Genomic DNA, 24178 nt, shown 5'->3' with positions numbered 1-24178 from the left:
GGAATGTACCGCCTCGAATTTATGGACCAGAATGCGATGCGCTTTCAGGAGGCGGTTGGCGTCCTTGGGAGCAGCGCCAAGGCGCACAAGGCGTTTCGCCGGGCGATCAATCATACTGGCGGCAAGGCGCATACGCAGGTTCGGCGCACGCTGGCGAAGCAGATGGGACTGACCCAGAAGCGATTGCGCCAATTGGGTGCGCTTCAAACGAGGCGCGCCAATTACCACGCGCTGGAATACACGATCACGGGTTCCGGCAAGGAACTCAGCCTGAAGGAATTCGGGGCAAAGCAGTTCAAGTTCGGCGTACGGGCACGGCCATGGGGCCAGACCCGCCGGTATCCGGGCGCATTCATCTTCGCAGGCAATTGGAGGTCGGGACAGCCGGTCGCGTACGGGCACGTTTTCAAGCGCAGGGGCGGCTTCAGCGAAAAGTCGGGTCGCAATAACGCGATCGAAAAGATGTGGGGCCCGAGCGTACCAAAGGAACTTGTCCGCGATGCCTCGGTCAAGGCGTTCGAGACCACCGCAAAGGATCTCGGTCCCCGGATCAGGCACGAGATGTCGCGATTGACCGACGGGGTCATTGGCTGACCCGCACCGCTGTTCTTCGGGAAGGAATTCAAGATCATGGAAGACCCGTGCCAGGAGGCGATTGACCTCCGGAAAATCAAGCGCGACCTCGTGACTGGCCGAGAGGTCTCCTCGACCCGTTTTGGCGAGGACGAGGTGCGCTTCACCAAGGCCGACCTCGGCCGCCTCGATGCCATGATCGCGGACGCCGATCGGCAGTGCGCGATCCAGAGCGGTGAACGACCGAAACGCACCCGTTTTGCGAAGGGTGTCCGGTTTCGCCCCTACTGAAGGACATGATATGCGAGCACTAGATGCTATCCTCGGCGCTCCGTGGGCAATTCAACCCGATGCGCTGGAACAGATTATCCAGATCGCGGCGCGGGAACACGAGGTCTCGCGCGATGCGCTGGAAAAGTACCGCGCCGACATGGTGGCGCGGGCCGAAACGCTCGAGCAACGCGGACCCGTCGCGATCCTCAACGTCGCTGGCCCGCTGTTTCGCCGCGCGAATATGTTCACCGAGTTCAGCGGTGCGACAAGCTACGACATCCTGCGGCGCGACCTGCAAGTTGCGCTGGACAACCGGGACATCAAGTCGATCCTGCTGAACATCGACAGCCCCGGCGGGGCTGTCAACGGATGCGGCGAACTCGCCAAGGCGATCTTCGCCTCCGAGAAGCCGGTTGTGGCCTACGTGGGCGGCATGGGCGCGTCGGCGGCTTACTGGCTGGCCAGCGCGGCGCAGCAAGTCGTTGTTGACGACGCGGCGCTCCTCGGCTCGATCGGTGTGATGGCCGGCATCCGCGACACCTCGGAACGAGACCGCGCGAGCGGTGTGCGCGATATCGAATTTGTCTCGTCGCAAAGCCCGAAGAAGAATCCCAGCCCGGATTCGGAAGAAGGTGCGACGTCCTACCAAAAGCTGGTGGACGACCAGGCCGCCGTGTTCATCGAAGCCGTCGCCAGGCATCGCGGCGTGTCGGCCGACGTGGTTGCTCGTGACTACGGTCAGGGCGGTGCCCTGGTCGGCGCCGCCGCCGTGTCCGCCGGCATGGCTGACGGGATCGGCACCTTCGAAGAAGTATTGGCGCGCCTGACAGACGGCGAGAGCTTCGCCCGCGCGCCCAAACGTGATCGCAGCCGAGCGGCTGCCGATGTCCCGGCGGCTGAACCCGCCGCCACCCACAGCCAGCAGAAGGAGAAAACCATGGCTGATGATCCCAAGGCGGGCGACAAGACCGCCGACACCGAGGCCGCGATCGCCGCTGCCCGGACCGAAGCTGCGCAAGCGGCCGTCAAGGCGGACCGCGATCGCCGGGCGTCGATCATGGCGCTGGACGAAGCCAAGGGCCGCGAAGCCCTGGCCGAACACCTCTACGCTTCGACCGACATGGACGTGGAAACTGTGAAGGCTGCGCTGGCCGCCGCGCCCAAGGCGGAAGAGCAGAAGCCCGATCCCGCCGCCGAATATGAGGCCAACCGCACCGCTGCCGCTGGCGCCGGTCTTGGCGGTCAGCCTCCGGTGAGCACCTCGGACAAGGCCAAAATCAAGCCGTCCGAAATTTACGCAGCGCGGCGCCCGCAGTGACGCCCTGAACAGGAGACAGGATCATGGAGAATATGACTGAAGGCGCCCGCAACCTGGGCTTCGTGCTTTCCGAGGCGGAGGCGGGGCGGTCGCGCGACATCGTCACCGTGGCCAGCGGAGAGGGCAAACTTGCACCCGGCACGGTGCTGGGTGAGATCACCGCGTCCGGAAAGTACGCGGTTTCGGCCAATGCTCAGGTCGTGGGCAGCGAGGGCGCGGAAACCGCCACCGCTGTGCTGGCCTATGCGGTCGATGCAACGTCAGCCGATGCGAAGGCGGTCGCGATCGTGCGTGCCGCGCAGGTCATCGCGGACGAGCTCGCCTATGACAGCTCGGTTGATGATGCCGCCAAGAAGGCGACGAAGGCCGGGCAACTGGAAACCGTCGGCGTCGTCGTGCGCTGAGTGAGATCAAGAAAGGATCAATGACATGCCGAGCATGGACATCTTCAACGACGACGCATTCTCCGTCGTCTCTCTGACCGCGGCGATCAACAAGCGCAAGTATCGCCCTGGTCAGATCAGCGCCACGGGTGCGTTTCAGGAGGACGGCGTGACCACCACGACCGTCTTTGTCGAGCAGCGCGACGGCAAGCTGGGCCTGGTCGAGCCGACCGCGCGTGGCGGCCCCGGTGAGACGACCGGGTCCGAGGATCGGGTCGCTGTGCCGTTCGCCGTGCCGCACTACGAGCGCGACGACGCTGTGCTGGCTGACGAGGTGCAGAACGTGCGCGCCTTCGGGTCGGAGAGCGAAACCGAGACGATCGAGGCCCGTGTCCAGGACAAGCTGGGCCGGCATGGGCAGGATTTGACGATGACGCTGGAACACCAGCGCGTCGGCGCGATCAAGGGCATCGTGACCACCAAGAGTGGCGCGGTGCTGGAAAACCTCTACACGCGCTTCGGCATCGCCACACCCGCGGCCATTTCCATGGAGCTGGACGTGGATGCGACGAACGTCGGTGAGCTGTTCGATGGGGTGCGCTACTCGGTCGAGGACTCGCTTGATGATGCCTATGACGGGCTGCACGTCTTCACTGGCCGCGATTTCCACAAGGCGATGTGGGGCCACAAGTCGGTGAAGGAAAGCCTGCTCAACTACGAGGGGGCAATGCAGCTTCGCCAGGGCACGCCGGATCGCTTCGAGTTCGGTGGCGCTGTGTTCGAGCGGTACCGCACCGGCGCGGCGGCAACGACCGACCTGGGCTCGGCCTACATCGCCGCGGACGAGGCGCGGGTTATCCCGCTGGGCGTGCCGGACCTGTTCATGACGCGGTTCGCGCCTGCGGATTACGAGGAAACGGTCAACAGTATCGGCCTGCCTCTCTATGCGCGGCAGTACGCCATGCAGAACGGCAAGGGCCGTCACCTCGAGGTGCAGATGAACGCCATCTCGATCTGCACGCGGCCTGAAGTGCTGCGCAAGCTGAAGCTGACCTGATGGCTGGCGCGGTAAAAAGCTATCGGATGCGGGCATCGACAATCGTGCCGGCATCCGTGATCGGGGCCAAGGCTGATCGGTCAGTCGCACCTGGAGAACGGATCGCGCTGCCGCAGGTCTACGGCGATCATCTTGTCAGCGAAAGGTTGGCTATCGAGGTGCAAGCATCCTCCAAGGACGCGGGCGAAAATCTGTCGGATGATGATCTCCGCGATGCCGTGATCGACGCCTTGATGGATCTCAAGCCCGAGGAAGGCGGCGATGGCGTGCCCAACCTCGGTGTTGTCCGTGAGGCGGTGGTTGAGGCTGGTCACATGTCGAAGTCGCAGGCCAAGAAGCGCATCACGGCCGACCTGCGCGACGAGGCCTGGGCCGAGTTGCAGGAGTGACCATGCCGGCACCGTTTCACGCCATTCGTGACCGCGCGCTCGCGCAGGTGGATGCGACGTTTGCGGAGGATGTGGATCTGTTCTTCCTGTCGGGCGGTGCGGCTGATCCGGCGCGGGGCAACCTGACGGCGAAGGCCGTGCTGCGCGTCGGTGATCGCGATGATGTTGCGCCGAGCGGATCGTGGGGCACGCGGATCGCGGCGGGTAAGGCTGAAGCACACATTAACCGGGCTGCTTACGGTGGCCCGGTCATTCGACAGGGCGACAAGCTGCGCGCCGTAGAGCGTATCGGCCAGCCGTTTTTTGAAGTGCTGCGCGTCTCGGATCGTGGCAGCGGGCGCCTTGTCCTGCATTTGGGGGAAATCTGATGCCTGTCGTGCAATTTGGTCTGCGCATCACAGCAGTGGAAGCGTTGAAAGGCGCTACGCTGGTGGGCGACAACGTGCGCGACAGTGACTTTGCCGCAATCGACGTGGCCGGGGACGGCGCGATGCGCACGGATCAGGACCGCCCGTTCATCGTGGTCTACACGGACGAGGCAGAGATCAATGAGGCCGACACGCGCGACCTGCGCCAGAACGGCACGGTGGATTTCGTCTGCGAGTTTGGTGCCGCCGCGCCGATGGCGGAGCTCGACCTTGACACTGGTGAGAGCGTGATTGCCGGGGTGGATATCCCCGCGACCGATGCAGCGCTGGAGCTCGCGCTTGATCTGGTGGATCGGCAGATCGGCAACGCCCTGACGGATCCTGAAAGCGCATGGGCCGCGCTCTGGCAGCGGCTGTCGGATCGGGTCGAGAAGATCGAGCGCAAGCGTGCGGTGACAGCGGACAACGGCGTGCGGCTGGCCGCGCGACAGCTGCGGATAAAGCTGGCGTGCAAGCCCGATCCGGTGTTCGGCCAGCCTCTTGCCGAGGGGGCAATCTGGTCGAGCTTGCGCGCGGCCATGGCGGCCAGCAGGCCCGAACTGGTGCCGACCTACGACGCCATGCTTGGAATCGAGCAGGCCGAGGTGAGCATCGATATGCTGCGACGGGCCTTTGGCCAGACGACCGGGCAGGCGCGCCGGCTGGGTTATGTCCCGCAATGGGTCGATCATCCAGAGGCGACGATCGAGACGGTGGAGGTGGAGCGCGATGGCAATTCCACCTGACGATCTTCCGGGGATCATCGCTCATCTGTCCCGTGAGGTGGGTGAACTGAAGCGGCGCGAGCGCGGGCGCTCCCGGACGGGCAAGATTGTCGACGTGGACGAGGCAAGTGGTCTCTACCGCGTACGGCTGCGCGAGGAAAGCGCGGACGGCCCGGCATTCGACTCGCCGTGGCTTCCGGTCGAGGCGCTGGCCAGCGGGGCTCTGAAGATCCAGGGCGAGCCGGTCATGGGGCAAACGGTGACAATCAACTCGCCGAGCGGCGAGCTGACGGACGGGGTGATCGCCCTGTCGAGTTTCAACGACAGCGATCCGCGTCCGCACAACAAGGGCGGGGAGCTGAAGGTTTCGGTTGGCGATACGTCCATTCTGGCGACGGGCGGCAACCTGACACTGAGCAGTAACGGGTCTGGAATAGTCATTGATGGCTCTGGCGTGGCGATCAGCGGCGCGGGCGTCACTCACAATGGCACGGACATAGGCGACACTCACACTCACACGGACACTGCTGGGACTGGCGCCGGCACAACAAGCCCACCGAACTAAGGAGAAAGCAATGCAGACCTATATCAACAAGCGTGCGGGTTTCATTCTGGGTCGGCATCGGCCCGAAGGCGCAGAGGTTGAGATGACCGATCGTCAAGCGCGGCTCTATCTGCTGGAGGGGCGCGTGGCTCTCAAACAGAGATCCAGGCGTGCGAGTGCCCCGAAGAAGGCATCCTCATCGGATGCCGCCGCAAGCGGGGGCACTGACCAGTGAGCACGGGCGTGAACGCGGAGACTGGGGAAACTCTGTCGGGCTGGCCGCACGTCGTGCAGTCGATCCGCGACATTCTGACCACGCCGGTTGGTAGCCGCGTTATGCGCCGGGATTATGGTTCGGAGTTGCCGCTTCTGGTGGACCGGCCCATGACGCAGAAGGTCATCCTTGCGGTCTATGCAGCCACAGCAATTGCCATTGCTCGCTGGGAAACCCGGTTCGAATTGACCGGCGTCGAGATGCGCGAAGGCTATGCAGACGGTCGTTTGGCGTTGGATATTTATGGGCGCTATGAAGGCGAAGCGGCGTCCGCAGAAATCGACCTGGGGGCCGCATGACCGCATTCACGACAGTTGACCTGTCCGAGCTGCCATCGCCTGACGTTGTCCAGCAGCTGGATTACGAGGCCGAACTGGCGGCGATGAAGGCCATGGTCAAGGCGAAGGCGCCGGAATTGACCGAAGTGCTTGATCTGGAAAGCGAGCCAGTCGTCAAACTGCTGGAGATCGCGGCCTATTATGTGCTGTTGGTGCGCGGCGAAATCAACGATGGGGCGCGCGCAGTCATGCTGGCCTATGCTGCTGGCGCAGACCTGGACCAGATCGCCGCCAATTACGATGTCGCGCGCCTGGTGATCGATCCGGGAGACCCCGAGGCTACACCGCCGGTGCCCCCGGTCATGGAGTCCGACACCGATCTACGGCAGCGCGTGCAGCTTTCGCCCGAGGGCTACACGGTCGCGGGATCCCGCGGGGCCTACGTGTTCCACGCGCTGAGCGCGGATGGTGACGTCAAAGACGCGCAGGCGATCAGCCCGTCGGCTGGCAATGTGACGGTTTATGTCTTGTCGCGGCAGGGCAACGGCAGCGCGTCGGTTGATCTGGTTGATGCGGTCCACGCAGCGCTTGATGCCGACGCGATCCGCCCGATGACGGACAACGTCACGGTTCAATCGGCCAGCGTGACCGACTACACGGTTGATGCCGCGCTGACAGTCTATCCCGGCCCCGACGCGCAGCTGATCCGCCAGACGGCAGAGGACTCGGCGACAGCTTACGTCGAGGCGCAGCACCGCCTGGGCTACGACGTCACGTTGTCGGGGCTGTACGCGGCGCTGCACCAGTCGGGCGTTCAGAACGTGTCGATCACCAGCCCGGCGGCCGACATTGTCGTCGCCACGGGTGAAGCCGCGTTCTGCACCGGCGTCACCGTGACTGTGGCAGACACCGATGTCTGATCTGTTGCCGCATAACGCCACGCAGGCAGAGCGGGCGCTCGCGACTGCAATGGCCCGCATTGGCAACGCACCGGTGCGGTTACGACAAGTCTGGAACCCGGACACCTGTCCCGCCGGAGTCCTGCCTTGGCTGGCTTGGGCATTCTCGGTGGACCAGTGGGATCCGGCCTGGACCGAGGAGCAGAAGCGCGACACGATCCGCAACGCGATTGCCGTACAGAAGATCAAGGGCACACCGGCCGCGGTGAGCCGTGCGCTGGGCGCGCTGACGATCGACGCGCGCGTGCTGGAGTGGCATCGCCAACAGGTGCAGGGTGCGCCCTATACATACAAGCTGCTGATTGACGCCCGTCCGTCAGCGCCGTTGACCTCGGCCGCACAGCTGGCGCGCGCCATCGCCGTGGTGGACCGGGTCAAGTCGCTGCGTTCGCACCTTGACGCTATCCAGGTCACTTCGATCACCGAGGCGGGCCCGCTTCAAGCGGCTGTGGCGGTTTCTGGAAATGAGCTGGTCGTAAAATACGGCGGCGGCAGCGTCGCGGTTTCTGAAAACAACATCGTGGTGGCCTAATGGAACTGAGAACATTCTTCGCGCAAAACCTGCAAGGCGACGCGCTGGCGCAGGCGTCGGTCACGGTTTACGAAACCGGGACAACGACGCTTGCGACGATTTACGACGCGGCAGGATCTGCAAAGGCAAACCCCTTTCAGGCGACGTCGACAGGCGCGATCGTGTTTGCCGCGCCGAATGGCGTTTACGACATCGTCGTTCAGGAAAACGGCGGCACGGCAACGCAGCAGATCGACGGCGTGCGGTTTTTTGACCCCGCCAACCAGGTTATTCGGGTCGACGATATTCAGGACGCCGGTACGGCCGCGCGGGAAAATGCTGGCGCGTTTGCTACGGCCGCCCAAGGCGCAAAAGCCGATGGCGCGCTTCAGGCGGCGAATAACCTGCAAGACCTTCCTGATGCGCCGAGCGCGCGCGGCCACCTTGGGCTCGGATCGGCGGCGCTGAGTGCAACGACGGATTTTGCGCCGGCATTGGCGAAGGTGCCGGCCGGTGCCGTGTTTGCTTTGGCGAAGTCGTCGCCGCCCGCGGGTTTTCTTGAGTGTGACGGCGCCGCACTGTCGCGATCGACCTACGCGAATTTGTTCAATGCAATTGGCACAGTATTCGGTGCCGGTGACGGCTCGACAACCTTTAACATACCTGATCTGCGCGGTGAGTTTGTGCGTGGCTGGGATAATGCCCGTGGTGCGGATAGCGGGCGTGGCTTCGGTACATGGCAGGGCGATGCAATTAGAAATATTTATGGGGAATTAATTTATCACGCGAATTCCACTGCGACCAATATGCAGAATGAAAACGGCGTTTTTGGTCGAGTTGGCACAAACAATAACTTCAGGCGCGGCGGCGTCGAAGAAACCGGAGCATCATCTGTTAGGACGACAACATTTGATGCCTCAAGCGTTGTTCCCACTGCCGACCAAAACCGCCCCCGCAACGTCGCCCTGATGCACTGCATTAAATACTGAGGTGAAGTCATGAAAATTTACAAATATCACCCAAAAACAGGCGAATATCTTGGCGCAGCGGCTGCGCGGCCGGATCCCCTTGAAAATGGCCGATATCTGATCCCAGCCTATGCGATCAACATTGAGCCACCCGCACCGGAACCTGGCAAGGCGATTGTGTTCGACCCGACGACCGGATCATGGTCGCACATCACCGATCGGCGGGGCACGATCTACTACGACGAAACGGGCGAGCAGCACACAATCGACGAGATCGGCGCGGACATTCCTGACGGCATGGCGCACGAGCCGCGACCGTCGCCCGATTACGACCTGGTGGACGGCGCTTGGGTTCTTCAGCCACCGTCTCGCGCCGCCGTGTTTTCCGAGCGCGATCGTCGTCTGCGCGATGGCGCTGTCGTTACTGTGTCGGGCTACGGCGACGTTCCGGTTCAAGGGCGTGAGCAGGACAAGATCGCGTATCTGTCAATCAAGGATGCGGCCCGCGATCTGATCGCACAGGGCGTCACCGACCCGGTCGTCCCATTCCGGGATGCGACAAATGTCGTACATAGCCTGACGCCGGATCAGGCGATCGAGCTGATCAGTAAGGCGCAGGCCGTGGCACAGGAGATTTACAAGGCGTCCTGGGCGCTGCTCGATGCCGACGCAATCCCGCAGGACTACGACGCAGACGCGCGCTGGCCGTAAATAGCAAAGGGCTCTAAAAATGGCGCAATTCGCAACCATTCACACGCAGGCCGGCCTGCAAGCGATGAGCCAGGCCGAGGCGGCCGGCGTCCCGATCAACTTGACAGACATGGCTGTTGGCGACGGCAGCGGCAGCACGATCACGCCAACCGAAAGCCAGACTGCGCTGGTGCGGGAGGTTTACCGCGCCTCGATCAACCGGGTTTACAAGCCTGACCCGACGGGGCAGCCCACCAAATACGCGGTCGAGCTGGTTGTGCCCGCCAGCGAGGGCGGTTTCGTGATGCGCGAGGTTGGCGTGTTCGACAGCGACGGCACGCTGTTTGTCGTCGGCAACCTGCCGGAAACCTATAAGCCCGAGGCAAGCGAAGGGTCATTTTCCGACACGGTCGTGCGCGTCGAATTTATTGCGACGAACTCCGATGTCGTGACAATCCAGGCCGACCCGAACGTGACAGTCGCCACGCAGCAATGGGTGACGAACAACATCACCGCCGGCGCGATTTTGCCTGGCGGCACGACCGGGCAGATCCTGCGCAAAGTGTCGAACGACACCGGCGATATAGAATGGGCGGATCCGACCGACGCAAACGTGATTGTCAACGTGATCGAGGAATATCAAACACTTGCCGATGGGCAGACGATCGTCACGCTGTCGACCGTGACCACCACAGGCTTGGCTGTTTACATCGATGGTATCCGGCTGCGCGAGGACATTACAGCTGACGGGTGGCAACCCGACGGGACTGATGCCGCCAAGCTGACGCTGGGCCAGTCTTACCCTGCGGGCACAGAAATCATTGCCGTGCAAAACGAACCGGCGGCGGGCTTTCCTGATGCGCTGCTGCGTGACAGCAACCTTGCCGATTTGCCCGACAAGGCGCTGGGTCGGCAGAACCTGGATGTTTATAGCCGCGCCCAGACCGATCAAAGGGCGCCGCCCGGACTGATCGGGCACTTCGCGCGCAACACCGCGCCGGCTGGCTGGCTCAAGGCGAACGGGGCTGAGGTCGACCGAACGGTCTACGCTGGCCTGTTCAACGCGATCGGCACGACGTTCGGCGCGGGCAACGGCGTCGACACGTTCAATCTACCGGACCTTCGGGGCGAGTTCGTGCGGGGCTTGGATGACGGGCGCGGGATCGATGCCGGGCGCGGGTTCGGATCGGCGCAAGGCGGTAGGATGCAAGATCACCACCACGGCACCGGCGATTTTCGCAACGAAAGCGAAGATAACTGGTTTGCAATCGTTCGCGGCTGGGTGGGGACGTTCACTGGCCGGTGGATCGCCGGCGAAAGTCAAAGAAAAGAGTCTGCCACAATCACCGGCGGCACCGGCGGCACGCGCTACACCGGCACAACCGACCAGATACTGACCGCAGGATCCGAAACCCGCCCGCGCAACATCGCGCTGCTGGCGTGCATCAAGGCTTAACCAAAAGACCAGAGGCTTGGGAGGAAATCCTGCCAGGCCATTTGCAGTAAGAAAGTCCGCAAAACCTAACCCTAAACGCAACGCGCACCCGGCCGGGCTGCGCGCCATTTGTCATGCGAAAAGGAGAATGTCATGGCTATCACCACTCATCACGGTGTGCGCGTATTCCAGTCCGGGGCTGATCCCGTTCTGGTCAACTTCGTGGATACCTCAGTTATCGGTCTTCTCATGGCGGTCGATCCGACGGCGCTGCCGGCGACGGCCTCTACCGATACGCCCATCCTGATCCAGAAACCCTCCGATGCGGAGGGATATCCCGACGCCGTCAAGGACGAGTTGGACACCATCTTCGATCAGGGCAGCACGCGCATCGTGTTGGTGCTGGTCGACGAGGGTGCCGATGCCACCGAGGCGCAGACTGCAGCCGTTGGTGACGCTACCACCAAGACCGGCATTCACGCCTTCCGCGCCGCGACCGGCGCAGGGTTGCCCAAGCCCAAACTGTTGGTGGCACCGGGGCTTTCGGCGGCCACTGCGGCCGATGGGATCGCATCCGTCAGCGTCGACACCCCCGGCAGCGGGTACAGCGATGATGTGAGCGCGACGATTACCACGTCCACCGGATCAAATGCCGAGCTGGAAGTTTCGGTCGTAGGCGGTGAGGTTGCGACCATCGGCGTAGTCAAGCCCGGCTATGGCTATGACGCTCTGGACACGATCACGATCACCGACAACGGCGGGACCGGGACTGGCGCCGCCGCATCACTGACCGTGGGGGAGGTCATGAACCCGGTCTCGGCCGAGGCGATGGGCATCTGCGAAAAGCTGCGCGCGCAGTTCTACGCGGACGGGCCGGACACCACCGATGCAGACGCTTTGTCCACGGCGCAGCTGTTCGGGTCCAAGCACATCTGCCTGTGCGATCCCAAAGTGCTGAAATTCGTCGATGGCGTGACGACGCCGTTTGTCAGCTCGACGGTATTTGCCGCGCAGCAGGCGGCAGCGGATCGGACCGATGGCCCGCACTATCCGGCGTCGAACCGTTTGATCAACGGCATCCAGGGCGTCAGCCGGTCTGTTGAATACGGCATCGAGGCCACCACGCTGAATGAGGCCGGGGTGAACACGATCGTCAACCGTGGCGATGGCTTCCGTACCTGGGGGCCGATGACCACGGCGGTCGATACGATCTGGCAATTCGTGTCGGTCAAGCGTGTGGCCGATCTGGTGAACGAGAGCATCGAAGATGCGTTTGTGCGCTTCAATGACCGCCCGCAGACACGCCAGAACCTCGACCTGATGGTGATCGCCGGGCGCGAGGCACTCAAGCGGCTGGAAAACGAGGGCATCCTCTTGCCCGGATCGCAATTCTATCTGTCCGGCAGTCTGGTTCCGGCTGACGGCGCCGAAGGCATCGTGAAATTCGCCATGCGCTACGAGCCACCCGCGCCGATCTACGACGTGCGCATCACGGCTTATCGCAACATCCAGATCGGCTATGAGCTGCTCTACAACTCCGTGACCGGCCAGGTCGATACCGGCGCTGCAATCTAATCCCCCTTAATAGGAGACATGAACAATGGCAAACAAGCTCCCGGCATACATCCTGAAGGATACAACGCTGGTCGCGGCTGATGGCAATCGCGTCGGCCAGGCCATGGAAATCACCATCCCGGTCATGGAAAAGACCATGGAGGATTTCCGCAACGCCGGCATGATCAAGCCGCGCGAAGTCAGCATGGGCTACGAGGTCACGACCTGCACCTTCAAGGAAACGTCGTTCGATCCCGAGATGCTCAAGCTTTACGGTATCGGACAGGGCCGCGCCTCTCCGATCATTGCGTATGGCTATATGGAAAGCGAGGACGGCACCGAACACTCCACCCGGTTCGAAATGTCGGTCGACGTCAAGAAGGTTGATCCAGGCTCGTGGGCGCCTGCGGCCAAAGCAGAGACCGAATACGAGGTCACGGTGCATTCCGGATCCTTGTTCATCGACGATGCGGAGATTTTCGCGTTCGATGATTTCAGCATTCGTGTGGGTGGTGCTGAGCAACGCCCCGGGCGCCGTGATGCGTTGAGGCTGACCTGATGGGTAAGCCGAAAATGATTGCCTTCACGCCGTCCGAGCCGATCGAGGCGGGGGGCGAAACGTATGAGAAGCTGACCTTTCAGCGGATGCGGGTGCGGCACATGGTGGCCATGGACAAGGTCAGTGGCGCCCTGCGCAAAACGACCGCGCTCTTCGCCTCGATGGCCGACGTGCCGATTCAGGTGATCGACGAGCTGGACATGGACGATTTCGAGCGCTTGTCCGAAGAGGTCGCGCCCCTCATGGGAAACTCAGCACGCTCGCTGGTGAAGAGCGCAAAGGCCGAGGCGGAAGCCGAGGACGAGACGGCTCACTAGGGGGCGAAGACAGGGGTATCGCGCGGATGGTGGCCGAGGTCGCGCGATACCTGCACCAATCCATCGACGAGGTGGAGGAATGGGTGCCCGAGCGCATGTTCCATTACCACGCGCAAATATCACCGATCCTTGAGGCCGAGCGACCGCAGAAGACGTAGGGGGTCATCACATGGCGACACTGCAATCAAAGCTGATCCTGTCCCTGGTGGATCGGGTGACCGAGCCCGCGCGTCGGGTCGAGCAGCGCATGCGTGGTCTCAATGACCGGATCGAGAAGAACAACCGGCGGATGGCTGCTGCGACGAGTAAGTTCGCGACGGCCAGCGCGGCCGCAATTGGGCTAGGGGCGGCTCTAAGCGCCCCGGCCCGCGCCGCAGGGAACTTCGAAGAGGCTATGGCGGATGTCCGTAAGGTCGTCGATTTTCCGACGCCGGAGGCCTTCGGCAAAATGCAGTCGGACATTCTCAATTTATCCAAGACGTTGCCGATGTCGGTGGAGGGGCTGGCGGCCATTGCCGCGAGCGCTGGGCAGGCCGGCATCGCGCGCGAAGATATCATTGCATTCACGGAGTCTGCGGCCAAGATCGGCACGGCCTTCGACATCACCGCCGACCAAGCCGGGAACGCTATGAAAGCGCTCATGACGGGACTCGGGCAGGACGTCGATGAAATCGGTCTGCTTTTCGACAAGATGAACGTGCTGTCGAACAACCAGGCGGCGACGGCGAGGGATATCACGAATGTCGTGACGAAGGTCGGCGCAACGGCAAAGGGCTTCGGCTTTGCGGCCGATGAAACGGCGGCATTCGCCTCGGCGATGCTGGCCGCCGGCGGCAAGGCAGACACTTCGGCCACGTCGATCCGGAATATGGGCAAGGCACTGTCTCGCGGTGCCAGCGCAACCAACCGACAGAAAGACGCATTTGCGGTCCTAGGCATCGAGGCCACGGATGTGGCTAAGCGGATGCAAGATGATGCGGTTGGCACAACCATCGACGTGCTGAACCGGATCAATCAGTTGCCTGCGGAGATGCAGTCGGCGGTGCAGTCCGATCTTTTCGGCGACGAGGCGCGTGAGCTGTCAAAGGTCCGTCAGAACATGGATGTCGTGCGCGAAGGCCTGGCGCTTGTCGGCGATGACGCTGCCGCTGCGGGGAGTGCCAATGAGGAATTTGCAATCCGCGCGGACACCCTCAATGCCAAGGCGCAGCTTCTCAAGAACAGCTTTGAGCGGCTGAATATCGCTATCGGCAACACCTTCATGAAATCCCTGAAAGGTGTGATGGAACGCATCGGTCGGATCGCCGACGCGGTTGGACGCTGGGCCGAGGAAAACCCAAAACTCGCCTCGGGCCTCATCAAGGCGGCGGGAGGCCTGGTGGCCTTCAACCTCGCCTTCGCAGGGGCCAACCTGTTTCGCCTCGTGCTTTGGGGTGGTGCGCTGCGGACAGCCGCGGCTGGGCTTCGGGTATTCGGCGCGGCATCGGCCTTCGTGAAGGGCAGCGCCGGGTCGGCGTTGGCGCTCGATGCCGCGCTGGCCAAGATGGAAGGGCGCAGTCCAGGTAAAATCCGCAAGGTTGGTGTGGCGCTCAAAGCGGTGGCCGGGGCAACGGGCCTGGGGAAGGTGGCAACAGGCATCGGTGCGGTAGCCGGTGTTATCGGAGCCATCAGCGCCCCGGTGTGGATCGGGATCGGGGCAGCGATTGCGACGGTGGGCGCGGCCTGGAAATACTGGGACAGGATCACGGCCATCGTTTCGGGGGTTGCCTCGGCCATTGGCGACGAGCTGCAGCCGGTCATGGACTGGATCAAGGAGAAGCTGGAACCGCTCAAGCCGATCATCGAACCGATCGGTAAGGCGTTTACCGTCTTGGGCGAGGGCATCAGCGCCGCCTTCTCTGCGATCCGCGACTTCTTCACAGGCGATATCTTCAAGCGCGAGAAGCTGGGCGAGGAGGAATTCGCCAGCATCGAGGCGAGGTCGAAAGCCGTTGCCAAAACAATCATCGATTCCGTCAAAGGCGCTTTCAACGATTTCATCGATTGGATCGCAGGATTTCCGCAGCGGATTATTGAGGCCATCGGAAGCATCAACCTATCGGATATAATCAACTGGCCGGAGCCTCCCGCTTGGTGGAAGAAACTAACGGGCGGCGGAGAGATTACGACATTCAACCCCGTAACGGGCGCTGGCAGAAATAAGCCTATTGACGGCGCCAAAGCAGGCGGCGGCCCAGTCTCGGCCATGCGATCATACCTGGTCGGTGAAGAAGGACCAGAGTTTTTCACACCGCGTCGGTCGGGCGTCATCCACACAGCGCGCGAGACGGCAAGAATGGCGGCTCGTGCGGCTGCCATGGCGCCGGTTATAGCAGCGCCGCCTGCGATCCAGGCGGCGGCGTCTCCGGTGACTTCTGTGGTCGCAGCTCCTTCGCCCATTTCGACCGACGTGGCACAAACGGCATCTGCCGGCGGACAGAGCAGGGCCCCGGCCAGCATCACCTTCGGTGATATCATCGTGCAGGGTGGAGCGAACGCCTCAGCCGAAGAGCTTGGCCAGGAATTCGGGCGTCAGGTCGCCGCGCGGATGCGCTCCCAATTTTCGGATGAATTCTGATGGCAGGACCAACTGTTCTCGCGCTTGGGCCGTTTCAATTCGAGGCGCTGGGCTTTTCTTACCAGGGCCGGAACCGGTCGAGCGACATGGGCTGGGCCGAAATCGAGGTCGCGGGCGGTCAGGACGCACTGCAATGGACCGGTGGTAAGAAAAGAACCGAGACCATTCGCGGCGTCCTGTTTGAGGAATTCGGCGGGCAGGGCGCTCTGGAGGGACTCAAGCTTGCCGCTGAAACGGGGCAGGTCTTGCCGCTGGTCGATATCGGCGGGGCGCCGTTCAACGTGTTCGGTATGCACATCATCGAGGGTATTCAAGAAGACCTTGCCTTCGTTGATCGGAACGGTGTGCCGCTCAAGAACGGCTATCAAATCAAGATCAGGGCATATCGCGGATCGCTTGGCTCCAGCCTGATCACGTCCGTCCTGTCGCTTTTCTCGTGAGGTGATCCATGGCAACGATCCGTGCCCAACAAGGCGATATGGTGGATGCAATCTGCCGCCGTGCCTATGGCGATGAGTCCGGCTTCGTGGAGGCAGTTCTTGATGCCAATCCGGGGCTGGCAGGGCTGGGGCCAGTTCTGCCAGAAGGCACGCAGGTATTTCTACCGGAGGCGCAACCTGAGCCGACGCAAGCGCCGCTTGTGACGCTCTGGGACTGACGCCATGAGGCCGCAATGCCGCATCACCGTGGATGGCCAGCCGGTCGCCGGGCTTTTCATGGACCGTCTGATTTCATGCTCGGTCACGGACAAGGAGGGTGCATCCTCGGACACGGTGGACATCCTGCTCAACGACTGGCCAGTTGCGGCCATTCCCCGGCGCGGTGCGGAAATCCGGGTCTGGATGGGATATGCGGGTACACTCGCCTTCATGGGCACATTCGAGGCCGAGGAAATCGAGGTCGAAATCCTGCCCTATCGCATGCGCATCACCGGCAAGGCCGCCGAGATGCGCGGCGACAAGAAGTCGAATAAGGAACGGCACTGGGACAACAAGAGCGTCAAGGAGATCGTCGAGGCCATCGCCGGTGAACATGGCCTGACGCCAAAGATCGACGACGCCGTGGCCGCTCACGTCTACGAGTGGGTCGGGCAGGTGGGCGAGTCCAATTTGCATTTCCTGGAACGTCTGGCCGAGCGGCACGGCGCCTTGTTTTCGATCAAGGATGGTAACCTGATCTTCGCTGCGCGCGGGCAGGGCAAAAGCCCATCCGGAAGGGCCCTGACCCCGGTGGCGATCACCCCCGAGACGCTGATCGTGGGCACATGCCGCGTGCGGCTTACCGAGCGTGCGAAGTACAAGAAGATCAAGGGCAAGTACCCGGATCGCGCCGCCGGCAAACAAGAAGAGATCGAGGCGGAAAGCGATCCTGACGGCGAGGCGATATTCAAGATCGATTTCCCGTTCGCGGACAAGAAAGAAGCTGAGAAGGCGGTTATCGCCAAGGCCAAGGAGTTGAAGCGTCGTAAGGCGGCGATGAGCTGTCGCGTTGTTGGGAACCCGGCAGTGCGCGCCGGTGCGCCGGTCGTGCTGTCGCAGTGCCGGCCTGAAATAGACGGGATGCGCTTCATCATTGAGACGGCGACACATGAATATTCCGGCTCGGGCTATACCACGGCGATAGCGGCGCAGCTTGGCGATGATGAAGACAGCTTTGATGAAGAGGAAAACTCCGAAGAATTTCAATTTGCACCGGATGGATTTACCGAAAGCTGATGTCCGTCTTCACACAGACGCATGACTGGTGCGCGCACGAAAACGGCGTGTATCGCACCACAGGCACGCTGCGCTGGGAGATCGGCGCCAAGGGCTCCGACCTTTGGGTGACGGTTCCTGTGGGCTTTCCTTTCGACGTGTCTATCCCGCGCGGTTTGCGCTGGGCGTTCGACCCCCACGATGTCCGCTACCTCAAGGCCGCGGCGCTGCATGATTATGCAATCCATGAGCTGGATTGGCCTCGCGTGACAGCTGCGTCTCTGTTTTCTGAGGCGCTGCGCGCGCAGGGGCTGGGACGGCTGCGCCGGCTGGTGATGGTGCTGGCCGTGATCATCTGGAAATTCAACTGAGCACCGCATTATTGCGACGACCACCCGGCCCGCCTCGCGCGGGCTTTTTTTATGACTGGAGACAGGCCGACATGAAATCGACCGAGCATTGGATGGCGCTGATCGCGGCCATGGTTTTCGTCGCGATGCAGCACAAGGAAAAGCCCTGGCTGGCGCGGATCGTTATCGCCGGCGTCTCCGGCGCGCTGGGGTACTCGCTGTCACCTGAGGTTGCCCAGAAGATCACGATGCTCGGCCCGCTCGGCTGGACGATTGTCGTCACCGCCTTCGGATACGCGGCGCTCGACGTGATGCTGTCGCTGATTTCCGACCGAGACGCCATCCGTGCGGCGGCGATGCGTTGGCTCGGAGGGCGCAAATGAACCACACCCGACAGACTCTCAGGAAACATTTTGGCCCGGTTGCACTGGTTGGCTGGGTGCTGCTGTTCGGTCTGGCTTGGTGCGCCGATCAGCAGGGAGGTCGCATTCCAGATCAACAGCAGGAACAACAGGGTCGGTAGGACGTGGCCTTTGGTTTGATCGGGTTTTCCGTCTGTAGTTTGCGGGCTGGCGCAGCGAAAGGGGCACTGCGCCAGCCCTCACCATGGGGAGGGACCCCGCCACAGCTACCGGCAGTCGTAGCAGGCTTGTTCAGCTTCTCCAAAACTATTTCTTCTTTCCGTTTCCCGGCGAGGTGGCTTCGGCCGTCGCGCAAAACCGATCAGCGTATCGGGCCGCCGGGCCGCATTCCAGATCAACAGCAGGAGCAGACGCGATGAGATACCCATGGCAAGGCAATGCCCAGCCGATGAGCGAGGGCAAGCTCGCCGATGCGGCCGAGCGGATCGGCTGCGGCGTGGCGGAGATCTCGGCCGTCATCGAGGTCGAGGCGGCGGGCAGGGCGTTCCTGCGCGACGGCACCTTGATCCGGCGTTTTGAGCCACACACCATGCCGGGCGCCACGACAAGCTGGCGCGACAGCCTCGGGATAGGACCATCCCGGCGCGATAAGATGCTGGGGGAGGCCTATGAGCGCAGCCCCGATGCCGCGCTGCGCGCGACCAGCTGGGGTGCGCCCCAGATTATGGGGTTTAACTGCCAGGCGGCCGACTATGACAGCGCGGCCGCTATGGTGCGGGCCTTTGCCGACAGCGAGGATGCGCAGATCGATGGCTTCGTGTCGCTGATCCTCGATTGGGGGCTGGACGGAGCGATCCGGGCGCACGACTGGCAGACCTTCGAGAACCGCTACAACGGCGGCGGGCAGGGCGGGGCCTATGCGCGCAAGATCGAGGCCGCCTACAGACGCAAGACGGGCGAGGCCTCGCCGGAGGTGCTGCGCCTGGGCGACGGTGGCGCGGCCGTGCGCCGCCTCCAGGCCGCTCTCGGGGTCACGGTGGACGGACGCTTCGGCCCGGCCACGGAGGACGCCGTGCGCACGTTCCAGGAGCGTGTGGGGCTGCCGGTTGACGGGCTGGTCGGGGCGCGCACCTGGGAAGCGCTCAAGCAGAACCGCGACGCCAAGCCCAAGGTGCAGGCCACGAAGATTGACAAGATCGCAGCGCGGGTCATCGAGTATGGCACCAAGGGCGGCGCCGGCGCGGGGCTGGGCGCGGTGCTCGATCGCGCGCCGTCCGGGGCGATGGACATGGTGTTCTACGGCCTGGCCGGCGTGGTGCTGATTGTCGCAGCCGTCTGGGCGCTTCGCTGGGCGAGGGACACGGTATGAGCGCGGTCGGCAAGAAGCTCCGGCAGGCCGAGGGCGGGCACCTCATGTTCTGGTGCCCCGGCTGCGACGCGGCGCACGCGATCGTAGTGGACGGATCGCGCGGGTGGACGTGGAACAACAACCCGGCCGCGCCCACCTTCACCCCGTCGGTGTTCGTCAACAAGGGGCAGGCGCACCCGGGCGTGCCGGTCTGCCATTCCTTTGTCACGGACGGGCGCATTCGGTTTCTCAATGACTGCACGCACGAGCTGGCAGGTCAGACGGTCGATCTGCCGGACTGGCCGGGAGGGTATTCCTGATGGCACTTCTACGCACAATTATCGGCTGGATCACTGGCGGCGCGCTCGATCGCGTCTTGAGCACCGTCGACAAGCGCATCGAGTCTCAGACAGATCGTGAGCGGATCAAGGGCGAGATCGTCAAGGAGCATGTCCGCAACAAGGCAAACTGGATGCGGGCAGGGGGCTTCTGGCTGATGCTGATATTCGCGCTGCCGCTCGGCCTGTGGTGGGCCTCGGTGCTGCTATACAGCGTACTGTGGTGCGCTGGCTGCGCCTATCCCCAGGGCTGGACCATCGCCGCTCTGCCGCCGCCCCTGGACGAATGGGCCGGCATGATTGTGGTCAGCATCTTCGGAGTGCTGGGTGTCGATCGACTGCGGCGGTGACGTTATGGGTTTAACGGCTCGAGCAGTGATGGTAAGGGCATCACCCATGTATGGTCCACTTACCATTTCGTTTCGTAAATCGATAACCGGTTGATCTGGGGAAAGCATAAGACACCTTCAGAGGGAATTTGAAATAGGCAGGAATAACTCAATGTCACACCCAGTAGACGTTCATGTCGGAAAGAAGCTGAAAACGGTGCGCATCCTGCGCGGGATGACGCAGACCAACGTAGCCGACCGCGTGGACATCTCTTTTCAGCAGATACAGAAGTACGAGCTGGGCCGTAACCGGATTTCGGCCAGCAAACTGTTCGAGCTGGCGGGATTTCTGGATGTGCCTCCGGATTATTTTTTCGATGGATTGGAAAGTGGCACTTCGGATAATTTGCCCGAGATCGACGACGAGGCCGCCAAGGTGGCCGCCATGCTGACACGCATCAAAGATGGCAAATTGCGAGGCCATATTCGCAGTTTCATTAGCGAGATTGCCGCATCGCAAAACAAACGCTGATGGTACGGTTTTTGGGATGCTCAATCTGCAGGTGCAAGAAGTAGCTTGATCTACACCGGATCTCGTCCAACGGATGGGGAGTAACTCAAACCGCGAGCAATAGGGCGTGTTTAATAGGCCGATGTCTAACCATGGGAACCGTTACACTCAGCGGTCCTGGACTAATCGGAACCCGACATGACTGTTGCTGGACGACAGTTTAAACCGGTGACGCGCATCAGAGCGTATGTTGACTGCAGCATCGCTCCAAGAGCCGCCGCGGATCACGCGCTCTTTGCATTTACCGCTTAACCAAGCCTGACCATTGCCGGGCGCACCCTCGTAAGTGTCATTCCAGCAATCCTGCACCCTTTCCGATACATTGCCATGCATATCATACAGGCCCCAGGCATTGGGGGCATAGGATTTCACAGGCATGGTCTTGCCGTGTGCCTTTTCATAATTGGCTTTTGAAGTACTGGCGCTGTTACCCCAGTGGTAATTTGTGGGTGCACCGGCACGGGCTGCGTATTCCCATTCCGCTTCTGAGGGCAAGCGGAATGTCCCCACGCCTTGTGTGTTCAGCCATTCGATATACTTCTGGATGTCATTCCAAGTAATCTCGATAACCGGTCGATCACCTTCACCCCAACCACGGTCTCCGCCCCAGGGACTAGAGCATCCACCTGCATCAACACAGAGCTGGTACTGGTCCCACGTCACCTCATGTGCCTGCATTTTGAAGGCCTCAAGAGTGACACGGTGAACGGGCTTATCGTTGCGAAACCGGCTACATCCTCTCGCTCCGACATCACCGAGACCGTGGCATCCCATCTTAAAGCTGCCTGCCGGGATAGCCACCAAATCACCTGTCAATTTGGTTTCCTTCGAGCTGCCGGTCGCTTCGCTCGTTTTAGCGCTCTCTTCTTTTCGTGCCGCGGAAATGAGCTTGCGGATATTGTCCAGAAGGTCAGGGGAAACGTTCTCGGATTCGGCTATGGCAAGAAGGTCGCGCGCCCTCTCGATATTTCTCGGAATAACCTCGCCTTTCGAATACGCGTGCGCAAGATGCACAGCCGCCTTGCCAAAGCCGGCTTCAATGGCTCTCTCGAGCAAGGCCACGCCGGTTGACGTATCGCGTTCAACGCCGCGATCGCCGTAAATCAAACGCACCCCGTAATTATCCATGGCGATCGGGTATCCCAAGAGCGCGGATTTCATCTGATAGCCTATCACCTCATCGCTAGACAAATCCGAAAAAGGCTTGCAATTAGTCTTAAGCCAGGCCGCATTGTTCATCATGGCCGGGTCATTATCGCCCAACCGGATGAACACCTCGGATATGTAATGGTCATGCCCGTTGCACGCCCTGTCCGATATCTCGATGGATTCTTCACGTTGTGATTGCCATGGCTCGGGCAGCAGATCGGCTTGCACCGGGGCCGCAATGGTGAACGCCAAGACCAGGTAGAAAATGATGCGGGGAAATCGTTCCTTGGAATCTTTATCCATAAAAATCAGCATTAGCGCACTCACCAAGCAGGTATATTCGTTTGATACGGCATTTCCCTAGTGGCCTGCCGTTTGGCGGCAGCATTGCCTGACGACGCTCCCGGATCAAGCATTTTTGGCCCCCGAGGGATGGCTGCGGTTACGAAAGCACGCCGAACGGATCGGATAGAACCGCAAACCCATACTCTCATGGCGCTGCGATCCTGCTGTTTCGCGAGGTCGCGCCGACGATCACTGATTTTGTCGGCAAGGTGCACTAATGTCGGCGCTGGTGGTCACGGTCTGCCTCGCGGCGGCACATGAGGTATAGTGCAAACAACTGGGATAGATTTGTCCCGCATTTTGGAGGATCTTCAACGGCTGGCAAGCGAGAGAACCCCAAGGATATTGTATCGAAGCTACGGCAGGTTGAAATGGGCCTGATCCGAGTAGCCTCACAGCTTAGTCGGAGGACGATCTCCAGCCGTCCACCGCCGCGGCAATCTCGGCCCTCACCGCGGGATGCAAGGGCTCAATTCGCCCCGCGTCTTCCATCTCCAAAATCTTTGCGCGTGCTAGATGAAAGCGACGGTCGCGCGTCTTCTTTAGAAATCCCATTCCACAAAGCCGCATCGCCGGCGCGACGAAGGTGGCCGAAACTAGATGCTGCCGGGAATTCGCCAGCACACCATCCACCCAATTCAGGAAATCTGCACGCCAGTTCTCACCCTGCACCGCCGCCTCGGCAAGCGCTGCACATTGCGACGCAGCATCAGTTCGGTGGTGTGTGAGCTCCTTTAGCACCCTCAGAAGCGCCACATCATCCAGCTCACGCAGCCGAGCAAGGAAGATATCGTGGTCAATCAGTCCTTCCACCTCCAGTCCGGCCCTCAACATCTCCTGGGTCAACCCTTTTTCGCCACGCCAGATCGTTGCTACCCGGTCGTCTGACATCACATAGCCGCGCCAAAACCGCGCTAACGCGGAATGCCCCAATGCCTCGGGCGAAAACATCAACAGATGCGATTCCAAATGATCGCACCCGCGACCCTCCTCGGTTTTGAAAATGTGGCCCGCCATAGCAGCCCCAAGCCCCTCCATCCGCCGCAGCGTATCGTCCGCCTCCCGCAACGGAAACCAAGTGCTGTCGTTCATAAGGATGAGCCGTGTGGGCCGGTGGCCGATGCTGGCGAGCAACCGAAACCCCGCGCGGTAGCCACCAAAATCGTAGCCGACGTTCGGCCGTTCAAGTACCAGCGCGGATCGCTCCATCAGCATGGCTGCATCAGTTTTTCCTAGAGGGGCATTGGAAACGACCAGCACCGACCAGTCTTCCGCCGCTAGATGGTCGAGTGTCAGTTGCACTGACGGCGCCACCCCATTGGGTTGAAACAACACCAGCACCGCCACCCGTTCAGTCAGCGTTCCATGCCCCGTGTGCAGCCTATGCAACTGTTCTACACGGTGATCGTACACCCACTGTCGCGGCTGCTCAATCAGTGCGCCGCGTAACCCACGAGCTGGCACAGAGCCAATTCGCCTCACCTCGCGCCGGATTTTCCAAAGCGGCGGGAGGTTAATCATTTCGTTTCTCGGGCGGAGTCTTTGACAAGCGTCAAGCTGGCGGACGGCCGCGGGTCGCCGGCTTCCACCACCTCCTCCCGCGCTTCGGTCGAGAGCACTGTCAGGTTGAAATCGCGCTTGCTACTTCGGCTGATGGGATGAATGCTAAAGGAGGAATCCATTGTTTGCTCGCCGTGGAAATTATGACTTTTCCGCACCAAGTGCCCTTCGAACAGAGCGAATGGCGTTCCCACCTTGGCCGCATGCGCCAGTGTTCCGCGACAGCACCAGACTAGCGTGGCATCGAAAGCGGGGTCGTCAAGGCGAAAGCGCAAGAAGCGCATGAAAAACTGGCTGTCGC

General features: G+C 61.7%; 33 protein-coding genes. 30 read left to right on the top strand and 3 right to left on the bottom strand.

All coding sequences use genetic code 11. The features are described from left to right. Nucleotides 1-3 precede the first annotated feature (3 nt). The 30 genes from G568_RS19640 to G568_RS0103050 all read left to right on the top strand — a co-directional run bounded on the left by G568_RS19640 (nucleotide 4) and on the right by G568_RS0103050 (nucleotide 20784). Nucleotides 4-594, top strand: coding sequence for a hypothetical protein (locus tag G568_RS19640; RefSeq protein ID WP_051202688.1), 591 nt, complete (start codon nucleotides 4-6; stop codon nucleotides 592-594). Between the two features lie 36 nt (nucleotides 595-630). Next, complete coding sequence (locus G568_RS0103190) at nucleotides 631-864, top strand: gpW family head-tail joining protein (RefSeq protein WP_037373560.1); 234 nt, start codon at nucleotides 631-633, stop codon at nucleotides 862-864. Nucleotides 865-874: 10 nt separating this feature from the next. Then, nucleotides 875-2164, top strand: a complete 1290-nt coding sequence (locus G568_RS18125; RefSeq protein ID WP_051202687.1) for a S49 family peptidase — start codon at nucleotides 875-877, stop codon at nucleotides 2162-2164. Between the two features lie 23 nt (nucleotides 2165-2187). After that, nucleotides 2188-2568, top strand: coding sequence for a head decoration protein (locus G568_RS0103180; RefSeq protein WP_026756679.1), 381 nt, complete (start codon nucleotides 2188-2190; stop codon nucleotides 2566-2568). 25 nt (nucleotides 2569-2593) lie between these two features. Then, on the top strand, nucleotides 2594-3604 hold the full coding sequence (locus G568_RS0103175) for a major capsid protein (RefSeq protein WP_026756678.1): 1011 nt from the start codon (nucleotides 2594-2596) through the stop codon (nucleotides 3602-3604). Beyond that, a complete protein-coding gene (locus G568_RS0103170; RefSeq protein WP_157084253.1) occupies nucleotides 3604-3993 on the top strand; it encodes a hypothetical protein in 390 nt (129 codons plus the stop codon). Before G568_RS0103175 ends, G568_RS0103170 begins: the two co-directional genes overlap by 1 nt. 2 nt (nucleotides 3994-3995) lie before the next feature. Continuing rightward, complete coding sequence (locus tag G568_RS0103165; protein ID WP_037373558.1) at nucleotides 3996-4361, top strand: hypothetical protein; 366 nt, start codon at nucleotides 3996-3998, stop codon at nucleotides 4359-4361. Next, nucleotides 4361-5146: a hypothetical protein gene (locus G568_RS18115; RefSeq protein ID WP_051202686.1), complete on the top strand. Its 786-nt coding sequence runs from the start codon at nucleotides 4361-4363 to the stop codon at nucleotides 5144-5146. Before G568_RS0103165 ends, G568_RS18115 begins: the two co-directional genes overlap by 1 nt. Then, nucleotides 5130-5690, top strand: a complete 561-nt coding sequence (locus tag G568_RS19635) for a phage baseplate assembly protein V (protein WP_169576935.1) — start codon at nucleotides 5130-5132, stop codon at nucleotides 5688-5690. The genes G568_RS18115 and G568_RS19635 overlap by 17 nt, the downstream gene beginning before the upstream one ends. A gap of 10 nt (nucleotides 5691-5700) precedes the next feature. Further along, on the top strand, nucleotides 5701-5904 hold the full coding sequence (locus tag G568_RS0103150; protein ID WP_026756675.1) for a hypothetical protein: 204 nt from the start codon (nucleotides 5701-5703) through the stop codon (nucleotides 5902-5904). Beyond that, nucleotides 5901-6242: a GPW/gp25 family protein gene (locus tag G568_RS0103145; RefSeq protein WP_245582866.1), complete on the top strand. Its 342-nt coding sequence runs from the start codon at nucleotides 5901-5903 to the stop codon at nucleotides 6240-6242. Before G568_RS0103150 ends, G568_RS0103145 begins: the two co-directional genes overlap by 4 nt. Continuing rightward, a complete protein-coding gene (locus tag G568_RS0103140) occupies nucleotides 6239-7141 on the top strand; it encodes a baseplate assembly protein (protein WP_026756673.1) in 903 nt (300 codons plus the stop codon). The genes G568_RS0103145 and G568_RS0103140 overlap by 4 nt, the downstream gene beginning before the upstream one ends. Further along, entirely contained in the window at nucleotides 7134-7712 is a 579-nt protein-coding gene (locus tag G568_RS18105; RefSeq protein WP_084627320.1) for a phage tail protein I, read from the top strand. Before G568_RS0103140 ends, G568_RS18105 begins: the two co-directional genes overlap by 8 nt. Further along, the gene (locus tag G568_RS19630) at nucleotides 7712-8680 is read left to right on the top strand and encodes a phage tail protein (RefSeq protein ID WP_051202678.1); all 969 of its coding nucleotides are present in this window, start codon (nucleotides 7712-7714) and stop codon (nucleotides 8678-8680) included. Before G568_RS18105 ends, G568_RS19630 begins: the two co-directional genes overlap by 1 nt. A gap of 9 nt (nucleotides 8681-8689) precedes the next feature. Further along, nucleotides 8690-9370: a DUF4376 domain-containing protein gene (locus tag G568_RS19625; RefSeq protein WP_051202677.1), complete on the top strand. Its 681-nt coding sequence runs from the start codon at nucleotides 8690-8692 to the stop codon at nucleotides 9368-9370. A 19-nt stretch (nucleotides 9371-9389) separates the two neighbouring features. Further along, on the top strand, nucleotides 9390-10805 hold the full coding sequence (locus tag G568_RS0103120) for a phage tail-collar fiber domain-containing protein (RefSeq protein WP_026756672.1): 1416 nt from the start codon (nucleotides 9390-9392) through the stop codon (nucleotides 10803-10805). A 132-nt stretch (nucleotides 10806-10937) separates the two neighbouring features. Beyond that, nucleotides 10938-12359: a phage tail sheath subtilisin-like domain-containing protein gene (locus tag G568_RS0103115; protein WP_037373557.1), complete on the top strand. Its 1422-nt coding sequence runs from the start codon at nucleotides 10938-10940 to the stop codon at nucleotides 12357-12359. A gap of 25 nt (nucleotides 12360-12384) precedes the next feature. Next, nucleotides 12385-12897, top strand: a complete 513-nt coding sequence (locus G568_RS0103110; protein ID WP_026756670.1) for a phage major tail tube protein — start codon at nucleotides 12385-12387, stop codon at nucleotides 12895-12897. After that, nucleotides 12897-13214, top strand: a complete 318-nt coding sequence (locus G568_RS0103105; protein ID WP_051202672.1) for a phage tail assembly protein — start codon at nucleotides 12897-12899, stop codon at nucleotides 13212-13214. Before G568_RS0103110 ends, G568_RS0103105 begins: the two co-directional genes overlap by 1 nt. Nucleotides 13215-13240: 26 nt before the next feature. Then, a complete protein-coding gene (locus G568_RS20790; protein ID WP_281168972.1) occupies nucleotides 13241-13372 on the top strand; it encodes a hypothetical protein in 132 nt (43 codons plus the stop codon). Nucleotides 13373-13383: 11 nt separating this feature from the next. After that, nucleotides 13384-15831: a phage tail tape measure protein gene (locus G568_RS0103095; RefSeq protein ID WP_026756668.1), complete on the top strand. Its 2448-nt coding sequence runs from the start codon at nucleotides 13384-13386 to the stop codon at nucleotides 15829-15831. Then, a complete protein-coding gene (locus G568_RS0103090; RefSeq protein WP_026756667.1) occupies nucleotides 15831-16271 on the top strand; it encodes a phage tail protein in 441 nt (146 codons plus the stop codon). Before G568_RS0103095 ends, G568_RS0103090 begins: the two co-directional genes overlap by 1 nt. Before the next feature lie 8 nt (nucleotides 16272-16279). Then, entirely contained in the window at nucleotides 16280-16489 is a 210-nt protein-coding gene (locus G568_RS0103085; RefSeq protein ID WP_026756666.1) for a tail protein X, read from the top strand. Between the two features lie 4 nt (nucleotides 16490-16493). Continuing rightward, nucleotides 16494-17546, top strand: coding sequence for a phage late control D family protein (locus G568_RS18090; RefSeq protein ID WP_051202670.1), 1053 nt, complete (start codon nucleotides 16494-16496; stop codon nucleotides 17544-17546). Beyond that, on the top strand, nucleotides 17546-17896 hold the full coding sequence (locus G568_RS0103075) for a DUF1353 domain-containing protein (protein ID WP_026756665.1): 351 nt from the start codon (nucleotides 17546-17548) through the stop codon (nucleotides 17894-17896). The genes G568_RS18090 and G568_RS0103075 overlap by 1 nt, the downstream gene beginning before the upstream one ends. Before the next feature lie 71 nt (nucleotides 17897-17967). Further along, nucleotides 17968-18258: a hypothetical protein gene (locus G568_RS0103070; RefSeq protein ID WP_026756664.1), complete on the top strand. Its 291-nt coding sequence runs from the start codon at nucleotides 17968-17970 to the stop codon at nucleotides 18256-18258. Between the two features lie 394 nt (nucleotides 18259-18652). Then, complete coding sequence (locus G568_RS0103065) at nucleotides 18653-19606, top strand: N-acetylmuramidase domain-containing protein (RefSeq protein WP_169576934.1); 954 nt, start codon at nucleotides 18653-18655, stop codon at nucleotides 19604-19606. Next, nucleotides 19603-19905: a ubiquitination-like system serine protease family protein gene (locus G568_RS0103060; protein ID WP_026756662.1), complete on the top strand. Its 303-nt coding sequence runs from the start codon at nucleotides 19603-19605 to the stop codon at nucleotides 19903-19905. The genes G568_RS0103065 and G568_RS0103060 overlap by 4 nt, the downstream gene beginning before the upstream one ends. Continuing rightward, the gene (locus tag G568_RS0103055; protein WP_026756661.1) at nucleotides 19905-20273 is read left to right on the top strand and encodes a hypothetical protein; all 369 of its coding nucleotides are present in this window, start codon (nucleotides 19905-19907) and stop codon (nucleotides 20271-20273) included. Before G568_RS0103060 ends, G568_RS0103055 begins: the two co-directional genes overlap by 1 nt. A gap of 151 nt (nucleotides 20274-20424) precedes the next feature. Then, nucleotides 20425-20784, top strand: coding sequence for a helix-turn-helix domain-containing protein (locus G568_RS0103050; RefSeq protein ID WP_026756660.1), 360 nt, complete (start codon nucleotides 20425-20427; stop codon nucleotides 20782-20784). A 147-nt stretch (nucleotides 20785-20931) separates the two neighbouring features. Here the strand turns inward: G568_RS0103050 and G568_RS19620 are convergent, their stop codons facing one another. The 3 genes from G568_RS19620 to G568_RS0103035 form a co-directional block, all read right to left on the bottom strand. Beyond that, the gene (locus G568_RS19620; RefSeq protein WP_051202668.1) at nucleotides 20932-22287 is read right to left on the bottom strand and encodes an SUMF1/EgtB/PvdO family nonheme iron enzyme; all 1356 of its coding nucleotides are present in this window, start codon (nucleotides 22285-22287) and stop codon (nucleotides 20932-20934) included. Nucleotides 22288-22716: 429 nt separating this feature from the next. Continuing rightward, entirely contained in the window at nucleotides 22717-23838 is a 1122-nt protein-coding gene (locus G568_RS0103040) for a rhamnan synthesis F family protein (protein WP_157084251.1), read from the bottom strand. After that, nucleotides 23835-24161: a hypothetical protein gene (locus G568_RS0103035; RefSeq protein WP_026756658.1), complete on the bottom strand. Its 327-nt coding sequence runs from the start codon at nucleotides 24159-24161 to the stop codon at nucleotides 23835-23837. The genes G568_RS0103040 and G568_RS0103035 overlap by 4 nt, the downstream gene beginning before the upstream one ends. Nucleotides 24162-24178 lie beyond the last annotated feature (17 nt).

The sequence above is a fragment of the Sediminimonas qiaohouensis DSM 21189 genome (assembly GCF_000423645.1).
In the GTDB taxonomy this organism is placed as follows: Bacteria; Pseudomonadota; Alphaproteobacteria; order Rhodobacterales; family Rhodobacteraceae; genus Sediminimonas; species Sediminimonas qiaohouensis.
Note: the sequence above shows the minus strand (reverse complement) of the source record. Positions and strands in the feature narration are given on the sequence as shown.

Excerpts from the sequence above, each read along its gene's own strand:
- G568_RS0103150 (WP_026756675.1), top strand. The coding sequence starts at position 5,701 with ATGCAGACCTATATCAACAAGCGTGCGGGTTTCATTCTGGGTCGGCAT.
- G568_RS0103090 (WP_026756667.1), top strand. The coding sequence starts at position 15,831 with ATGGCAGGACCAACTGTTCTCGCGCTTGGGCCGTTTCAATTCGAGGCG.
- G568_RS0103040 (WP_157084251.1), bottom strand. The coding sequence starts at position 23,838 with ATGATTAACCTCCCGCCGCTTTGGAAAATCCGGCGCGAGGTGAGGCGA.
- G568_RS0103110 (WP_026756670.1), top strand. The coding sequence starts at position 12,385 with ATGGCAAACAAGCTCCCGGCATACATCCTGAAGGATACAACGCTGGTC.
- G568_RS0103035 (WP_026756658.1), bottom strand. The coding sequence starts at position 24,161 with ATGCGCTTCTTGCGCTTTCGCCTTGACGACCCCGCTTTCGATGCCACG.
- G568_RS0103060 (WP_026756662.1), top strand. The coding sequence starts at position 19,603 with ATGAGCGCGGTCGGCAAGAAGCTCCGGCAGGCCGAGGGCGGGCACCTC.
- G568_RS0103055 (WP_026756661.1), top strand. The coding sequence starts at position 19,905 with ATGGCACTTCTACGCACAATTATCGGCTGGATCACTGGCGGCGCGCTC.
- G568_RS18125 (WP_051202687.1), top strand. The coding sequence starts at position 875 with ATGCGAGCACTAGATGCTATCCTCGGCGCTCCGTGGGCAATTCAACCC.
- G568_RS0103180 (WP_026756679.1), top strand. The coding sequence starts at position 2,188 with ATGGAGAATATGACTGAAGGCGCCCGCAACCTGGGCTTCGTGCTTTCC.
- G568_RS18090 (WP_051202670.1), top strand. The coding sequence starts at position 16,494 with ATGAGGCCGCAATGCCGCATCACCGTGGATGGCCAGCCGGTCGCCGGG.
- G568_RS0103165 (WP_037373558.1), top strand. The coding sequence starts at position 3,996 with ATGCCGGCACCGTTTCACGCCATTCGTGACCGCGCGCTCGCGCAGGTG.
- G568_RS0103075 (WP_026756665.1), top strand. The coding sequence starts at position 17,546 with ATGTCCGTCTTCACACAGACGCATGACTGGTGCGCGCACGAAAACGGC.
- G568_RS18105 (WP_084627320.1), top strand. The coding sequence starts at position 7,134 with ATGTCTGATCTGTTGCCGCATAACGCCACGCAGGCAGAGCGGGCGCTC.
- G568_RS19625 (WP_051202677.1), top strand. The coding sequence starts at position 8,690 with ATGAAAATTTACAAATATCACCCAAAAACAGGCGAATATCTTGGCGCA.
- G568_RS20790 (WP_281168972.1), top strand. The coding sequence starts at position 13,241 with ATGGTGGCCGAGGTCGCGCGATACCTGCACCAATCCATCGACGAGGTG.
- G568_RS0103190 (WP_037373560.1), top strand. The coding sequence starts at position 631 with ATGGAAGACCCGTGCCAGGAGGCGATTGACCTCCGGAAAATCAAGCGC.
- G568_RS19640 (WP_051202688.1), top strand. The coding sequence starts at position 4 with ATGTACCGCCTCGAATTTATGGACCAGAATGCGATGCGCTTTCAGGAG.
- G568_RS0103170 (WP_157084253.1), top strand. The coding sequence starts at position 3,604 with ATGGCTGGCGCGGTAAAAAGCTATCGGATGCGGGCATCGACAATCGTG.
- G568_RS19620 (WP_051202668.1), bottom strand. The coding sequence starts at position 22,287 with ATGCTGATTTTTATGGATAAAGATTCCAAGGAACGATTTCCCCGCATC.
- G568_RS19635 (WP_169576935.1), top strand. The coding sequence starts at position 5,130 with ATGGCAATTCCACCTGACGATCTTCCGGGGATCATCGCTCATCTGTCC.
- G568_RS0103115 (WP_037373557.1), top strand. The coding sequence starts at position 10,938 with ATGGCTATCACCACTCATCACGGTGTGCGCGTATTCCAGTCCGGGGCT.
- G568_RS0103065 (WP_169576934.1), top strand. The coding sequence starts at position 18,653 with ATGAGATACCCATGGCAAGGCAATGCCCAGCCGATGAGCGAGGGCAAG.
- G568_RS0103050 (WP_026756660.1), top strand. The coding sequence starts at position 20,425 with ATGTCACACCCAGTAGACGTTCATGTCGGAAAGAAGCTGAAAACGGTG.
- G568_RS0103140 (WP_026756673.1), top strand. The coding sequence starts at position 6,239 with ATGACCGCATTCACGACAGTTGACCTGTCCGAGCTGCCATCGCCTGAC.
- G568_RS0103120 (WP_026756672.1), top strand. The coding sequence starts at position 9,390 with ATGGCGCAATTCGCAACCATTCACACGCAGGCCGGCCTGCAAGCGATG.
- G568_RS0103070 (WP_026756664.1), top strand. The coding sequence starts at position 17,968 with ATGAAATCGACCGAGCATTGGATGGCGCTGATCGCGGCCATGGTTTTC.
- G568_RS0103095 (WP_026756668.1), top strand. The coding sequence starts at position 13,384 with ATGGCGACACTGCAATCAAAGCTGATCCTGTCCCTGGTGGATCGGGTG.
- G568_RS0103105 (WP_051202672.1), top strand. The coding sequence starts at position 12,897 with ATGGGTAAGCCGAAAATGATTGCCTTCACGCCGTCCGAGCCGATCGAG.
- G568_RS0103085 (WP_026756666.1), top strand. The coding sequence starts at position 16,280 with ATGGCAACGATCCGTGCCCAACAAGGCGATATGGTGGATGCAATCTGC.
- G568_RS19630 (WP_051202678.1), top strand. The coding sequence starts at position 7,712 with ATGGAACTGAGAACATTCTTCGCGCAAAACCTGCAAGGCGACGCGCTG.
- G568_RS0103175 (WP_026756678.1), top strand. The coding sequence starts at position 2,594 with ATGCCGAGCATGGACATCTTCAACGACGACGCATTCTCCGTCGTCTCT.
- G568_RS18115 (WP_051202686.1), top strand. The coding sequence starts at position 4,361 with ATGCCTGTCGTGCAATTTGGTCTGCGCATCACAGCAGTGGAAGCGTTG.